Raw genomic sequence first — 14830 nt, 5'->3', positions numbered from 1 at the left:
AGATTGCAGCGCTTGATGTGTGATTGATTTAAAAGATAAAAAAGCAAAGCGTTCAGCTTTACAGAGAGCCCAGCTGCGATAGATATACGCAAACGAAATGTATCAATAGTGCTAAACTGACAACGCGAAGTATCCATATTTATTTTAAGGGTTTAGCTGTGGAAAATTTGAGTGCCAGTGGTTTCTTTTCATTTACCCTCGCCATTATTTTATTGTTTGTCGGTAAAGCCAGCCTTAATCGCTATGAATTACTGAGACGTTATAGCATTCCTGAGCCGGTGATTGGCGGCTTTTTATGTGCCTGTGTGGTGGCGGCCGTTTACTTTTTGTTTGGCATTCAAATTAGTTTTGATCTTGAAGCTAGAGATATTTTGCTACTGTACTTTTTTGCTGCGATGGGGCTGAATGCGGATATCAAATCGTTGCTCCGCGGGGGGAAACCTTTACTGATTTTAAGTGGCTTGGCTGCTATTTATATTGTGTTGCAAAATCTTATCGGCATGGGGGTTGCGAGTAGTTTTGGGATGGATCCCCGAGCTGGTCTTATGTCTGGCTCGATTGCGCTGATTGGTGGGGTGGGTACAACTTTGGCGTGGGCGCCAAAGTTTGTGAATGACTTAGGGATCAGTAATGCTATGGAGTTAGGCATTGCCAGTAATACCATTGGTCTGATCTTTGCCTGCGTAATTGGCGGACCAATTGCCAATTATTTAATGAGTAAACACCGTTTACAGGGGAATCAGGAAGCGTCTTTAGATATTGGTCAGGCCTATACCAAACCCCACCAAATGGTCGACAGTTATAGCCTGCTATTTGCCTGGCTTCGGCTTAACTTGGCCTTAATGTTGGGCTATGGCATACAACAAGGTCTCCAGGCTGCCGGTGCCGAGCTTCCGATGTTTGTGTCCTGTCTAATGGCTGGCATATTGATTGGTAATCGTCCCGGTAAAGTGCTACCCAAAGCACATGTTGAGGGCAGTGATCAGGGCTTGTCACTGATCTCCGATATTTGTTTGGGGATGTTTATTGTGATGGCGCTGATGGATTTAAAAGTTTGGGAGCTAGCGGGTTTGTTTCGCTACTTGTCGGTGGTGATGAGCTTACAAATTTTACTGTCGGTTATGTTTTCCTTGTTGGTGGTGTTTCGTTTGATGGGAAGAGACTACCAAGCCTGCGTCATTTGCTCTGGCTTTGGTGGGATCACCCTTGGCTCTACCGCGACTGCCATCGCTAATATGACGGCGGTGAGTAAACAACATGGAGCGGCGCATCGGGCGTTTATTATTGTGCCGCTGGTGTGCGGTTTTTTTGTAGACATCTTCAATGCCTTCGCTATTAATTTTTTTACAAGCTGGTGAAGCGCGCGGTTGTTTCTTGGGAAAAGTCTAAGGCGGTTTAGCGTTCAATTGGAAAAATCCGATATGACTCGGTTATTTCCGGTGGAAATGCGGTGATTGAATTGTGCTGCTGTCTGGCACCGTCCAGTTCATGTCGAAAATTTGTTGTGACGGAATATCCCCGCGGCTGAATACAAGCAAGTGGGCGTTTCGTCGTGGCCGCTGGTTTGCAAGTGGTCTATCGACTGCTTTTTTATGCTTGACTTGTAAGCGCAATGAAATGTCCGGATTTTCATTACTTTGAGAGCAGTTGCTGACACCATCGTGATAGATTAAATTTTCAAGCAGTCGCTTGGTTTTCGCCACATAGACGCTGATTGGCCAAAATGCCTCGACTGGCCGTTAGTGGATTGGCTTGGTCTGCAGTTTCGCTTTGGTCGGAGTGTGTCAATCAGAGGATAGCCAGATTTTGTCAGTTCCGAAGGCAAGGCTGAGTCTCCATGTTGGCTCAGGGGAGGAAAGCCGTCATTAATTCCAAGCTTGTGATGCATGGCTTTAGGCCTTGTCAATATCATAGCGGCCTCCATTGCGGCCTCCATTGCGGCCTCCATTTATCGGGGCTGCGTTTGATTCCGCAGGAAAAGTCCAGTGCTCGCACAGCACTGTACTTTGCGTCAGGGGCGTGCGCTTAGAGTGCGGTCAGATAGGATTTGACTGAGCTTAGCCTTAAGGTCGCTCCGCCAATAATGTCAAGAAAGCCGAATAGGGCGTGAGGCTTCTCGGCACTGATCCATGCCGAGCCAGTGGCTCCGATGGGCATCATGTCCATGGTGGTTTGGTCGATACTCAAGATTACGGTTCGACCTACTGGCGCGCCACCGCGTTGAATATGGTTGGATACGGCTTGCTCCGTGGGCAATAGATTGCCTTGGGCTTCGCCCGTTGCCTTCACGATACTATGGACTTTGGCGCGAAATATTTGTCCCGGAAAGCTATCCACATAAAATTCGCTAAACTGTCCCGGTTTAATGTATTGATAGGCTTGATCGGCAATCCGCATTTCGACAAATTTTTTGTTGATATCCCAAAGATGCAGCGAGCCAATCCGTGAACCATCGGCAATGTATACATGTGTGACCATGCCAGTGAAGGGCGCGCGAACCGTGAGTCGTGATAAGTCAAATTTGAGGTTATCAAGTTTCGCCAGCAGGCCATTTCGCTTCGCCTCAAGTATTTTCAACTCGGCTTTGATCATCGCGACCGCATCTTCTGACTCTTCCAGTTCTTTAAGGCTGACGTGCTGTTGCATATCGTAGTTACGCTGGTAATCGCGCTGCGCCTGAGAAAGCAGCACCTGCTGGGCTTCAATGCTTCGTTTTACTTCACTTAAGCCCGAGTGTACTTCGCTCATCGCGGCGGCAATTTTATCGTCCTTTAAGGTATAAAGGATCTCTCCCTCATTCACTTGTTGGTTATGATCGACGTAGATCTTATCGATGTGCTGACCCAATGCGGGTGAGAGCACTGCGTGGGGGCCTTGACCGTAGTTGAATTGGTCAAATCTAGCGACGAGTAGAAGCGGTGACCGACAAACAGTGCCAGTGCCAATAAACAACCAATCACGATGCTGGCAAAGTAGTTTCTGGCGCTTGGTTTGAGAACCTTAAATTTGAATAGTAACCATACGATCAATATATAGGGCAACATGATTTCTTTCATGAGACCGCTCCTTTAAGCCACTGTTGTAGTTTTCCCAGTCGGTGACGATGGCCAAAACGGCAAGGATCCATAGTGGTTTATAAAACAGTCCAAGAATGCACAACCAAAAAATCAGTTTTGCCTGTGCCAGGCCTTGCTCCTGTGCCAGGTGCTTGGGGATAGAATGGATATGCCAAAGTTTAGCGATGAGCCAAATTGCAATCCCGAGGGTAACCAATACCACAAACCACATAAAGGCAAGTGATTCTAATAAACCATAGACTGTGGGGTAGTGTTGATAGTGAAATGTTGTTGGGTGAATGACCATTCGGTGTTCTTGTGTAGGGCGTGGGTTCACGCTGCCGCTCGACTTGAGTGGCAGCGTAAATGGTTGCTCGATGATTTAGAGCTGGTAGTTAAATTCTATCCGATGGTTGCCTTTGCCTATGTCGCTATACTCAGACCAGTTGGCAAAATACCTAACATTAAAGCGCGGCGATACTTGGTAGGAGAGCGCTATTTCGTGAGTTAACACGCTATTGTGGCCCTCAAAGCCATGTTGTTTGTATATATCCGAGCCCGACAATGTATTCATCCACATCGGATTATAGTTAAGCCACAGGCGGTCACTAAGCGCATACTTGGCGTAAGTTCCGACCACCGCAAACGTTCCGGGTACCGAGTAGCCGCTGATTGTTTGTTGGTGGTCGCCCATCACATTATTGCCAAAGGCAACACCCGCACCAAGCAGAGGAAACAGACTAAGTTGGCCAAACTTGGGCAAGGCTTGAATGAAGCTATAGGAAGCCGTGCCGAACTCTTGGGCAAGGTTATAATTCACATCTAATTGTCTGCCGCGACCGCTTTCTAGACTGGCTTCAAAATTTCGAAAGCGGATTGAGTCAATACTATTGTTTCTGGGTCCCGTTTGGGAGTCACTCCAACCGGTGATGTCACCGGCAAAGCCTTTTACTTCAAACACATTCATTCCGCCGAGGTTTTCGACCCCGGTATCATAGCTTTGGCCAATTTTTAGGTTGAGGCCCATATCGGTGATACCGCCGCCAACTTGGGTATAAACAGCAAGTGGGTCCGACATGTCTTGTAAATCGTCGCTGGCGGTTTCTGCCCAAGTCAAACCAGAGATTATTAAAGGAAGCGTACAGAGGCTGGTTACCAATTTAGTCATCAATTTTTTCCTAGGACTATGGATTACTCATGATCAAGTCAATCAATCGGAAGTAGCCGATATGGTTCGGCTATTTCCGGGTGAAATAATGCTATTGGAGCTTGCTGATCCCTGGCACCGTCCAGCTCATGTCGAGAATTTGTTTTGACGGAATATACAGTCGAGCTAATACATAGAAGCGACCTTCTGGTAGTGGCAGCCAGTTTGCAAGCTGTCCGTCGGTCGGTTTTTTATGGCTAAGTTGCAACTGAAATGAACCGTCTGGGTTTTTATTCAATTGATTCAAGTTGCTGATGCTGTAGCGGTGGATCGAATTTTCAACCAACATTTTGGTTTGCGCATCATAGACTGTGACTGACCAAAATGCGTCGACTGGAGGCTCGCCGTCAAAATTCATTACATAGCTGTTTTCACCAGATAACGCTTGGCCGTTTACGTCCATCGCGGCCATCGGATAGATGGCTTCTTGAGGCCCTTGGCCACCGAGGTAGGGGTGAGCAATAAGTGAGCGCATTGCATTGTCATCACCAAAGGCGTCTAGCGCGAAGGTATATACCCAACCGTCTTTAAATTCGAGATTGGCAGGGTTGGCCTGTTGTGCCATAACAATTTTCTGTGCGTCTTGTATACCAGCAATTAGCGCTTCTTGGCTGGACTCACTCAGTGAACTTACATCGAAACCATCTTGGCTGAGACCGATTTTGCTAAATTGACCCGCTAAGGCTTGTTGACGTTCCGGTAGTGGATTGGCCATTAAGTATTCACCAAGTTCAACGAAGAAACGGAGCGGATCATCGGCCTTACCTGGACGAGGTGCTAAGGGGCTGAATGTTACTTTACTACTGGCTTCACCGGCATACTCGCTCAGTGGGGTGAGGGTGTACTGATCTTGGATCTGGTGTGCTGCTGGGTAATCTTGCTCATCAAATACTTGGGTACGCCCCCATAACCACACTTTGCTCGTGGGCGCTTCAATAATGCTCAGGTCGCGCGGGGTGGTTGGTTTTTTTTCCCAGCCCGGAGGAACAATTAGGAACTGTTTGGCTAGGCTGCCAGTTTCGCGAGTGCCTACATATTGAAATAAGTTATGCCACATGTCGAACATGTTGATGACGTAGTAGCGTTGATCAAGCTTTGGTACACTCAAGACCATTGGCTCTTGGCTTAAGTCCAGTACCGCGCTGGAGTACAAGGTGTCGCGGTTGGCTGTTGGCATGTCGGTATCGGCAGGCGTACTGAGTCGACGAGCATGACCAAACTGATTGAGTGGGCCACGATAACTGGTGGCCGCTTGGGGTTCAGATACATCGGAATATTGGCGAGCGATTTGCTCCATTCTGACTAAGGTTGAACCCCATAGATAGGCATTCACCGCTAAGGTATAGGATTCGTTGTACAGCGCTTGTTGCAGTTGCTCGGCCTGAGTGGCTTGGGGAGTGCCCGCTGTGCTGGGGCTGACATTGAATAAACAGCTCGATGCGATAAGCGCTGCTAAAGATAACTTACATAAGCTAGGGGTAATCATCATATATCTCCTCTGATTTGGCGCCAGCTTATCGAAAAGTTGTGATTAAGTGCTTAATAGCCTTTATTAAGATATCCAATACAAAGCTGCTGAGCTTGCTCTGAGCGTTGAAGTAGAATATTTGTTTATTCAATTAAATGAGAGCGGATGATAAAGCGGAATAGGTTCATATAAAGATTATTTTGCATTTGTGCTAGTTCATTTCGTATGATATGACTGTCGCTTAAATATCAAGAGCTTATCCCAATTATGATGTACTTCCGTTGGATAAAAAAAGAATGGTTTTTACTCGGTATGTTGTTCGCTATTGTACTGGCGTTGCTGGTGCCACAATGGGGACGCTCCGGAGGCTATTTGCATCTTGATCAGCTGACGGCGATCGGTATTGCCTTAATTTTCTTTTTGCATGGTTTAGGTTTGGCACCGAAGGAAATCAAAAAAGGGCTGTTTAATTGGCGATTACATCTGATGGTTCAAGTGACCACTTTTGTGGTTTATCCCTTACTATGGGTACTGTTTGGTGACTTGTTACATGCCTTATTGCCCAGTGCGCTGGCCTTTGGTTTCTGTTACTTATTCGCCTTGCCCAGTACTATTTCGTCGTCGGTCGCGATGACCAGTATTGCTCAAGGGAACGTTGCGGGGGCTGTATTTAATGCCTCCCTATCGAGTCTGCTTGGGGTCTTTATCACGCCTTTGTTAGTGCAGTTATTCATGGGCGGAGACGGCGGCGCTATGGATTTAATGGCAACGGTGAGTTCCATTTGTCAATTATTGTTGTTGCCGATGATCATTGGGCAAGCTCTACGACCACTGTTGTTAAGCCTGTTTCAGCGTTATAAAAGCATCTTAAATAAAATTGATAAGCTAGTGATCTTATTGATTGTGTTTAATGCTTTTAGTGATTCGGTGGTGGAGCATATTTGGGGGGAGTTTAGTCCGCGATATTTATTATTTTCATTCCTGATCTCGCTATTGGTGTTGCTTAGTGTCGTGCATAGTATTCGTTTGGTTGCGAGACTACTGGACTTTAATTCGGCCGATGAAATTGCCGCAGTTTTTTGTGGTAGCAAGAAAACCTTAGCGGCGGGAGTGCCGATGGCTAAGGTGATCTTTAGCGCTAACCCAGACCTCGGGATGCTGTTGCTACCGATTATGCTCTATCATCCAATCCAGATTTTTTACTGTGCGCTACTAGCCAATCGCTATGCCGCAGCCGAAAAAGTTAAGGACTTACATCAACCAGTAGCAAGGGGTTAGTCTGCTGATGCTTTACTTAGTTCCTGTTGAGGCAACCAGTCAACTCGCACACCAGCTTGCTCAAACATATCTTGGCTTATTTTTATTTTGTCTCCCCAACGAGCCATAAATTCTTGGTTTTGCTCAGGACAATGAACTTCGCTAATCCCAGTTTGAATGATTTTTGCGGCGCAATTGGGGCAGGGAAAGTGGGTGACCCAAATTTCACAACCAGATAGATCGCGCTTGGCAAATAAGATCGCGTTTTCTTCTGCGTGTAGGGTTTTAAGCAGTTTCATCTCGCGATTGTCGGTTTCTGCACTGTCGGAAATTCCGTGTGGGTAACCGTTAAATCCTAGCGATACGATACGATTGTGCTCGGTGATGACCGCACCAACTTGAGTGGAAGGATCTTTACTCCAAGAGCCAACCAGTTCAGCCATTTGAAAGAAGCGTTTTGCCCATTTTGAAATCATGATTAAGTCTCTGCTAATTGTACCGCGCTATTCTGCGGAACTTGACGCCTGCTTGCAAGTTTCGCTAACGGTTTGAAACTAAATTTGTTTTGTAAATTCTATAGAGATCCTTGCTAACGGTATCGAGCTTGATGCTTGAGCAGCACATTTGCCTTGGAGTGCTTGATAGAGTCTTTGGGGATTGGCAAGTGTTGAGCAATTCAAGAGCTCTCACCATAAACCGGGTTAAATTGTCGCGCCGCTGGCGGTTCAATGATTGGTGTGAGTGTTAATAAATCCTCGATAGGGCCTGCTTTGCTATACAACCAACCTTGGTGTAAGTAGACGCCTTTGTCACGTAAATACTGAGCTTGAGCCTCGGTTTCTACTCCTTCTGCCACAATTTGTAGATTAAGATTTAAGGCTAGGTCTATGACTCCATCGAGTACTTTAGCCTGCGGAGAGTCGGTATGGATAGCAGCTACAAAGCTTCGGTCAATTTTTAGCGTATCTAAGGGGAGTTGTTGTAAATACTGTAAGCCAGCATAACCTGTTCCAAAGTCATCGATGGCTAATTTTACGCCTTGGGTTTGTAGTTTACTGAGCGCGTCTTGAACCTGTGGTGAGTCTATATCCACCAGTTGAGTTTCGGTAATTTCCAGACAAATTTGCCGGCAAGTTTGATGAATCGCCAACAGTTTCACCACAAACTCGGGATCGTTGAGATGCTGACCAGTGATGTTGATATTGATCTTTAGTAAAGCATTGTGTGTGAGCAGGCCATTGAGATCGGTCTTTAAGGTCGCCAGTAGCTGCTCGGTTAAAGCCACCTGAAGTCGGTACCGTTGGATGTCTGGCAAAAATGAATCTGGGCTGCGTATGCCGTCAATTGGGTGTAACCATCGAGCTAACAGTTCTACGCCGATTAAACGACCCGTTCGGCTATCCCAGATTGCTTGGTAATAGTTAATGAATTCTTGATTACGGATGGCTGTTTTTAACTGACTTTTTTGGCTAAGTCGACGCCCCTGTTGGCGTTGGATAAAATAAAAGATGCCGCAAATTAGCAATAAATACAATGCGACCTGTAACAGGGATAAGCGATGGGCCCCAAGATAAAGTTGTTGCTCGGTACGAGTCGATAACAAGCTTAAACCGGGCAGAGCGGAAAACGGTTTCGCTAAGTAATACCGCCTGTTTGAGTCGTCAAAGTGGGCGGTTTGATCGATCACCGATTGAGTTAAAGGAAATAGTGTCTTGCCGTGCTGCAGTGGTAAGCTGTAGTGACCATTGACAAATAATGGTGTGCCATTGTTTGAGTCGACCAAAGCAACGAGATCTTGTTTATTGTCGTTGCCTTGAACAAAAGCCTTAAATACAGATAACGGGATTGCCGCGTTAATTTCACTCCCATTGCTGCGTGTTTTGGCGATAATCATCGCCACCTCTTGACTGTATTCCAGAACGCTTGGCCCATAGTAACGCAGTTGCTGATTCGCGACTGGTTTAAGGACCTCATAAGGGGGATTGACCGGCCCCCAGCTGCTACATCTGAGTTGTCCGCTTTGATCAACTAAACCAAGTTCTGCGACATAAGTGATTTGAAAATGCACCTTGCGTAGTGCTAGTAGGGTTTCAGGAGCACAGTTAATATCGAGTCGATCTAAGCCAATAAAATAGTGATGCAGCGCCAGCAGGTTTTGGTTTATTGCTTGATAACTGAGTTCAAATTGCTGAGCAAATGCTTCACGACGCTGCTGCTTAGTATGCGCTAAGGTCCAAGAATAACTCATTACGATGGGCAGGAGGCTGCAAATAAGCGTGAATAGTATCGGCCTAACATGTCGCGAAGAAAACCAACTTTGCCGGGTCCGTTGCTGATGTTCTGAAGGGGGCTGAGTCAATCGAATTTGATGGTTAAATATATGCATTGCGGGTCACTGTTGCGCCTAGGCTAAGTATGAGCAATGGCAAATTTACTACAATTTTATGAAGGAAATGTTGCAGAAAGGGGGCTTTCTTGAAGTGCCTAAAACACTGCTGGCGAGTCATTAACTGACTGCCAGCATTGGCTATTTAGTATTTATTGCATGCTGGCAATAAATTTATCGGACTCGGCAATCGCCTTACTCATCTGTTCGATGACACTCGCCACCTCTTTTTCTAAGCGTGAAAACTCTTGGCCAACCGCCCCAATGGCACGGGCATTCAGGTTGTGTTTCAAGTAAAGTTGATTGTCCTTGAGTCGACTTAATACCGGTTGCATTTGTGCTTCGGCCTTGCGCATCGCCTTTAACATGCTGGCGTAGCGTTGGCGGGTAGTGGTGAGTTGTTTACTACTTTGCGCTTTGAGACTCTTCGACTGGTATTGGTCCAATTCGCCACGCCATTCATCAAACATAGCCTCGGCGACACTGGCGACTTGATTGATTTGCTGACTCACGTCTTCGGCCGCAGCCTGAGCATCTTGATATTGGGCGTTGACTTCATCATAGATATCTTCGAGGTCGCCACCTTCAAATTGGCTTAGTGTTTTTAGTTGCTCTAGGGCCGAGCCAAACTGTTGTTGCGCTTGTTGTTGGCTCTGTTGAGCGTCTTCGACTCGGTCCACCAATATTTCGCGCTTGTGGTAACCTACTTTTTCCATGGCCGAGTAGTAGGTTGATTCACAGCCCTGTATCAAGCTCAGCAGTAACATAAGGGTTAGTATTCTCATTTTTATTCTCCAGAGCGAAACCGAGCTGCGTCAATAATCGCCCATAGATGAACCAATGCAGCAATGACTGAAGGAAAAATCAGCCACCACATGGCGTAACCTGCGGCGGTCACCACAAAAAATAGCAATGCGGCTAACAATCTTCCCTGGACTAACTGACCCAGACCGGGAATAAAAAAACTACAGATTGCGGCAATCACATTGCCAGCAGAACCTTGCGTAGACACGACGCTTCCTTAGTTAAAATCAGGTTTGTGTTGCTATGTTGCCAGAGACAGTCGCTTGAGGCGAGTTTTGCGAAAGGAAAAATCGACAGCTTTGTACAATTGCGGTCGTTAAAGCCCGAGCTTTCGTTGATTTAGGGGCTTTGCTTGGCGATAATGAGGCGCGCAAATAATTCGCAAATTCTTGATATCTCATTTCGTTAACGCACAGGCATTTCATGAAGTTTCTGCATACTTCCGATTGGCATTTAGGTCGACAGTTACACAATCACTCTTTGTTAGAGGACCAAGTCTTTGTCTTGGAGCAAGTGATTCAATTCGCCAAACAACATGAGGTGGATGCTTTGGTGGTCGCCGGTGATGTGTTCGACCGTTCAGTACCGCCGAGCCAAGCTGTTACAGTGCTCGATGAGGTCTTAGACCGATTGGTGAAGCAACTGGCTATTCCGGTGATCATGATTGCCGGCAATCATGACGGCGCGCAGCGTCTCGCCTTTGCTGCTCGACAAATGCAAGCCAGTGGTCTGTATATCGTAGGCCCATTAAGTCGGGAGCTGCAAGCTATTAAAATTGGCGCGAAAAATGGCGAGTCGGCGATGTTTTACGGTTTGCCTTATGCAGAGCCTGCGATGGTCAGGCAAGTCTTTGATTGTGAAGTGAGTACCCATCAAGAAGCGATGGCGGTGTTAGTGGAGCAAGTGAAGCAACATGACAGTGGCGATTTAGCCAAAGTGGTGGTGGCGCATTGCTTTTTGGATGGTGGTGACGAGTCTGATTCTGAACGGCCACTCAGCATGGGCGGTGCCGATAAGATTTCGCCATCACTTTTCGCAGATTTTGCTTATAGCGCGCTTGGTCATCTGCATGGGCCGCAATATAAGGGGGCTGAACATATCCGCTATTCTGGCTCTTTATTAAAGTATTCTTTTAGCGAACAGCATCAAAACAAGTCGCTTAGCTTGGTTGAATTGACTCCACAAGGGCCGCAGGTCACGTTGTTGCCGCTTAAACCCCTGCGTAATGTACGGGTGATCGAGGGCTTTTTTAGCGAGTTATTAGCCGCGGGTTTAAGTGACCCGCATGCCGACGATTACCTGATGATTCGGCTGCTCGACAAGTCGGCTATTTTGGATGCTATGGGCAAACTGCGTGCGGTTTACCCCAACGTGTTGCATTTGGAGCGCAGCGGCTTAATGGCGCAGCAGCCGCATTTAGAACTGCAGCGCGATCACATCAAAAAAGGCGAATATGCCATGTTCAGCGATTTTTTTGAGCAGGTCTCGGGCGAGCCTTTAAGCGAGGCTCAGCAGCTGTTTGTACAGCAGACTATTGAGCAGCTACACCGCGGAGAGCCAGCATAATGCGACCCATTCACCTGAGCATGAGCGCCTTTGGGCCATTTTCCACTTGTGAGAATATCGATTTCAGCCAACTTGGTAGCAACCCGCTATTTCTACTCAATGGGCCGACGGGGGCGGGGAAAACGACCATTCTGGATGCGATTTGTTTTGCGCTCTATGGCAAAACCACCGGGGATGAGCGAGAAGGCGGTCAAATGCGTTGTGATATCAGTGACGAAGCCTTATTGACCGAAGTTACATTTGAATTTGAATTGGGAACTAAACGCTATCGGATCCGTCGGGTGCCAGAGCAGCCGCGGCTGAAAAAATCCGGGGATGGTTATACGCAGCAAAAACCGGAGGCGCAGTTATACCAATTTGACCTCGCGGGAGAGTCTTCATTGATGGTGGCAGCCAAAGTCTCCGAAGCGAATGCCGAAATTGAACGTTTAACTGGTTTAGATGCAGACCAATTTCGTCAGGTGATGGTTTTACCGCAGGGTAAATTTCGCCAATTGTTGATGGCAGATTCCAAAGAACGCGAGAAGATCTTCAGCCAATTGTTCCAAACTCACATCTATCGGCGAATAGAAGAGCGTTTAAAAGTAAAAGCCGCGACGATCCGTGCTACGGCGTTGGAGCAAAAAAATGTCCGCGAGGGAATTTTACAAGGCGCCGAGTTGAGCGAAGAAAGTGCATTAGCAGAACAAATTAGCCAACTTGGCCCGCAGTTGGAAGCAGCCAAGCAAGCGCAGTTAAAGGCCAGTGAAGCCTATGACATCGCAAATAAACAGTTTGAATCGGCTAACCTGGTGGCCAGTGAATTTACCGAGTTAGAAAAACTCAAGGTGAGTGTTGGCGCGCTGAAAAAACAGCAAGCGGGGATCCAAAAACAACAATTGGAATTAGAGCAGGCTTTAGCGGCTCAGCGTTTAGAGCCAGCCGATCAAGCGAAGGCAAAGCGCTTTAATGACGCTAAAAATGCCAGTTTGGCCCAAAGCCAAAGCCAAACTGCTTTTGCCGAAGCTAAACAAGCCCTGACACTCGCGGAGCAAGATTTCCAACAAGTGGCGGAGAAAGAGCAGCAACTTAGTGCCAGCCAAGAGCAACTTCGGTTACTGGAAAGTTTTAAGCCGCTGTTGCAAAAGCAGCAGCAAATAGAGCGTGAGCTGGGCGAGGCAAAGCGCCGTTTAAACGAACAAGAGTTACAGGGCAAAAGTTTAAAAGCAAAGCTGAGTACACTAGAAAATAGTAAATCAGCGATACAGCAACAACTCACTTCGGCCCAGCAGCAAGCGCAACGGCAGCTAAGCTGCCAAAAACAGCTGCATCTTGTAGAGCAGCGCTTTAGCCAATGTCAGGCTTTAGCTGAGCTCAACGGTAAGTTGATAGAAACTCAGCAGCAACTGGAGGCTTCTTTACTTCGTGGTAAAAAACTTGCGGATGCTCATCAGGCTGCGTTGCAGCAGGCTCAGCAAATTCAGCTGAGCTGGCATCAGGGGCAGGCAGCGATTATTGCTCAAAGCTTACAGCAGGGACAAGCTTGTCCAGTGTGTGGCAGTATTGAGCACCCTCATTTGGCTCGCAGTAGCGAAATACTGCCAACAGAGCGTGACTTAGAGTTGGCGAGAGAAGCTGAACAACAGGCTAATCAACGTTTACAAGAAGCCCGCCATCAGCACAAGACGTTGACGGTACAGCTCAATGAATGGCGGACTCAGCAAGCTTCTTTAGAGCAGGGTTTAGGGGACGCGGCTAAGATGACGCTGGAGCAGGCGCAAATTTTGCTCCAGCAAGCCCAGCAGGACTTAAGCTTGGCTGAACAAGCGCAACAGCAGGTGCAAGCCTTACAAACTCAGTTGGATCAATTACAACTCGAGGAACAACAATTACAGCAACAGATTGAACTGGCACGCGAGTCTTACCAACAGCAGAAAAGTCAGCAGGACATCTTGAGTGGTCAATGTGAGCAGGCGCAACAAGCGCTGCCTAAGCAATATTGTGAGGCGCAGTTATTAGAGCAGGCGCTGCAATTACAGGGCGATAAAGTCAGTAAGCTACAGCAAAATATCAAACAGCTTACTCAGCGTCATGCTCAGGCCCGTGAGGATTACTCGGCAAAACAGTCGGCAGCGGAAGCCGCCCAGCAAGCGCTGAAACTTGCTCAGCAAGGCTTATTGGAGGCGCAGCAGCTATTTAGTCAGCGTTTAGCTGAGTCCTGTTTTACCAATGAGAATGCTTATAATCAGGCTTTGATCAGTGATGGTGAAATTGCCAACTTAAAACAAGTTGTAGAGCATTTTAGCACTCACTTCACCAGTGAACAGGCTAAGTTTGAGCAGCTAAAGAGTAAGCTCAAAGGGAAAAAAACCGAAGACTTGACGCTGTTGCAACAACAGCTGAACACTTTAGCGGAGCAGCGTAGCGAACGGGACGCGCTATGGAACCGACTGAATAGCCGTCAACAGGAATTATTGGCGGTACAACACAAATTACTGGACGCCGATAGAAAAGCCGAAGAATTGCAGCAACAATATCAGGTGATTGGCACCTTGGCTGACGTGGCCAATGGCAATACCGGTAATAAAATCAGTTTACAGCGCTTTGTTTTGAGCGTATTGCTCGATGATGTATTGCTGCAAGCGAGCCAGCGTTTGCAAGTGATGAGTAAGGGGCGCTATCAGTTGATCCGCAAAGCGCAGCGCGCCAAAGGGAACAAGGCCTCGGGTTTAGAGCTGGAAGTGGAAGATAGTTATAGCTCAAAGCTGCGATCGGTTGCGACCTTGAGTGGTGGGGAGAGTTTTATGGCTGCATTGGCGATGGCGCTTGGTTTGTCGGATGTGGTGCAGGCCTACGCTGGGGGCATTAAGCTGGATACCTTATTTATCGACGAGGGTTTTGGTAGCCTCGATCAAGAATCCTTAGATCTGGCCATTCGCACCTTGGTGGATTTACAGAGTGCTGGTCGCATGGTGGGGGTGATTTCCCATGTAGCTGAAATGAAAGAACAGATCGCGACTCGGATTGATGTCTTAAAAACTGCCAGTGGCAGCCACACGCAATTGGTATTACCGTAACCGGCTGTGGTTAGTTTATCAGTGTTGGAA

Annotated in this window: 12 protein-coding genes; 4 read left to right on the top strand and 8 right to left on the bottom strand. The window is 47.3% G+C overall.

The genetic code is table 11. The features are described 5' to 3' along the window. Positions 1-158 precede the first annotated feature (158 nt). Positions 159-1358 carry a sodium/glutamate symporter gene (gene gltS / locus ACRRS1_RS12960; protein WP_432467659.1) on the top strand — a complete coding sequence of 400 codons (1200 nt, stop codon included), beginning with the start codon at positions 159-161 and terminating at the stop codon, positions 1356-1358. Positions 1359-2025: 667 nt separating this feature from the next. On the opposite strand, the gene ACRRS1_RS12955 is transcribed toward gltS, so the two are convergent. The 4 genes from ACRRS1_RS12955 to ACRRS1_RS12940 all read right to left on the bottom strand — a co-directional run bounded on the left by ACRRS1_RS12955 (position 2026) and on the right by ACRRS1_RS12940 (position 5752). After that, entirely contained in the window at positions 2026-2862 is an 837-nt protein-coding gene (locus ACRRS1_RS12955) for an HlyD family secretion protein (RefSeq protein WP_432452756.1), read from the bottom strand. 138 nt (positions 2863-3000) lie between these two features. After that, complete coding sequence (locus ACRRS1_RS12950) at positions 3001-3363, bottom strand: Mg2+ and Co2+ transporter (protein ID WP_432452757.1); 363 nt, start codon at positions 3361-3363, stop codon at positions 3001-3003. A gap of 75 nt (positions 3364-3438) precedes the next feature. Then, entirely contained in the window at positions 3439-4224 is a 786-nt protein-coding gene (locus ACRRS1_RS12945; RefSeq protein WP_432467660.1) for a hypothetical protein, read from the bottom strand. Between the two features lie 91 nt (positions 4225-4315). Further along, positions 4316-5752, bottom strand: coding sequence for a DUF1254 domain-containing protein (locus tag ACRRS1_RS12940; protein ID WP_432467661.1), 1437 nt, complete (start codon positions 5750-5752; stop codon positions 4316-4318). A gap of 246 nt (positions 5753-5998) precedes the next feature. On the opposite strand from ACRRS1_RS12940, the gene ACRRS1_RS12935 reads away from it, so the two are divergent. Further along, the gene (locus ACRRS1_RS12935) at positions 5999-7009 is read left to right on the top strand and encodes a bile acid:sodium symporter family protein (RefSeq protein WP_432463368.1); all 1011 of its coding nucleotides are present in this window, start codon (positions 5999-6001) and stop codon (positions 7007-7009) included. Here ACRRS1_RS12935 and ACRRS1_RS12930 read toward each other — a convergent pair. From ACRRS1_RS12930 to ACRRS1_RS12915, 4 genes are all read right to left on the bottom strand, one after another. Then, positions 7006-7464 carry a dCMP deaminase family protein gene (locus tag ACRRS1_RS12930; protein ID WP_432463367.1) on the bottom strand — a complete coding sequence of 153 codons (459 nt, stop codon included), beginning with the start codon at positions 7462-7464 and terminating at the stop codon, positions 7006-7008. The genes ACRRS1_RS12935 and ACRRS1_RS12930 overlap by 4 nt on opposite strands. A 200-nt stretch (positions 7465-7664) precedes the next feature. Then, entirely contained in the window at positions 7665-9374 is a 1710-nt protein-coding gene (locus ACRRS1_RS12925) for an EAL domain-containing protein (protein ID WP_432467662.1), read from the bottom strand. A gap of 152 nt (positions 9375-9526) precedes the next feature. Continuing rightward, on the bottom strand, positions 9527-10159 hold the full coding sequence (locus ACRRS1_RS12920; RefSeq protein ID WP_432459561.1) for a DUF2959 family protein: 633 nt from the start codon (positions 10157-10159) through the stop codon (positions 9527-9529). Positions 10160-10161: 2 nt separating this feature from the next. Then, positions 10162-10386 (bottom strand): hypothetical protein, encoded by a 225-nt coding sequence (locus ACRRS1_RS12915; protein ID WP_432452764.1) that lies wholly within the window; start codon positions 10384-10386, stop codon positions 10162-10164. Between the two features lie 215 nt (positions 10387-10601). Here ACRRS1_RS12915 and ACRRS1_RS12910 point away from each other — a divergent pair, with 215 nt between their 5' ends. Further along, the gene (locus ACRRS1_RS12910) at positions 10602-11744 is read left to right on the top strand and encodes an exonuclease SbcCD subunit D (protein WP_432467663.1); all 1143 of its coding nucleotides are present in this window, start codon (positions 10602-10604) and stop codon (positions 11742-11744) included. Next, a complete protein-coding gene (locus tag ACRRS1_RS12905; protein WP_432459559.1) occupies positions 11744-14800 on the top strand; it encodes an SbcC/MukB-like Walker B domain-containing protein in 3057 nt (1018 codons plus the stop codon). Before ACRRS1_RS12910 ends, ACRRS1_RS12905 begins: the two co-directional genes overlap by 1 nt. The last annotated feature ends 30 nt before the right edge of the window (positions 14801-14830 follow it).

The organism is Agarivorans sp. Z349TD_8 (assembly GCF_050870825.2).
GTDB lineage: Bacteria > Pseudomonadota > Gammaproteobacteria > Enterobacterales > Celerinatantimonadaceae > Agarivorans.
This window is presented reverse-complemented; position numbering and strand designations above follow the sequence as displayed.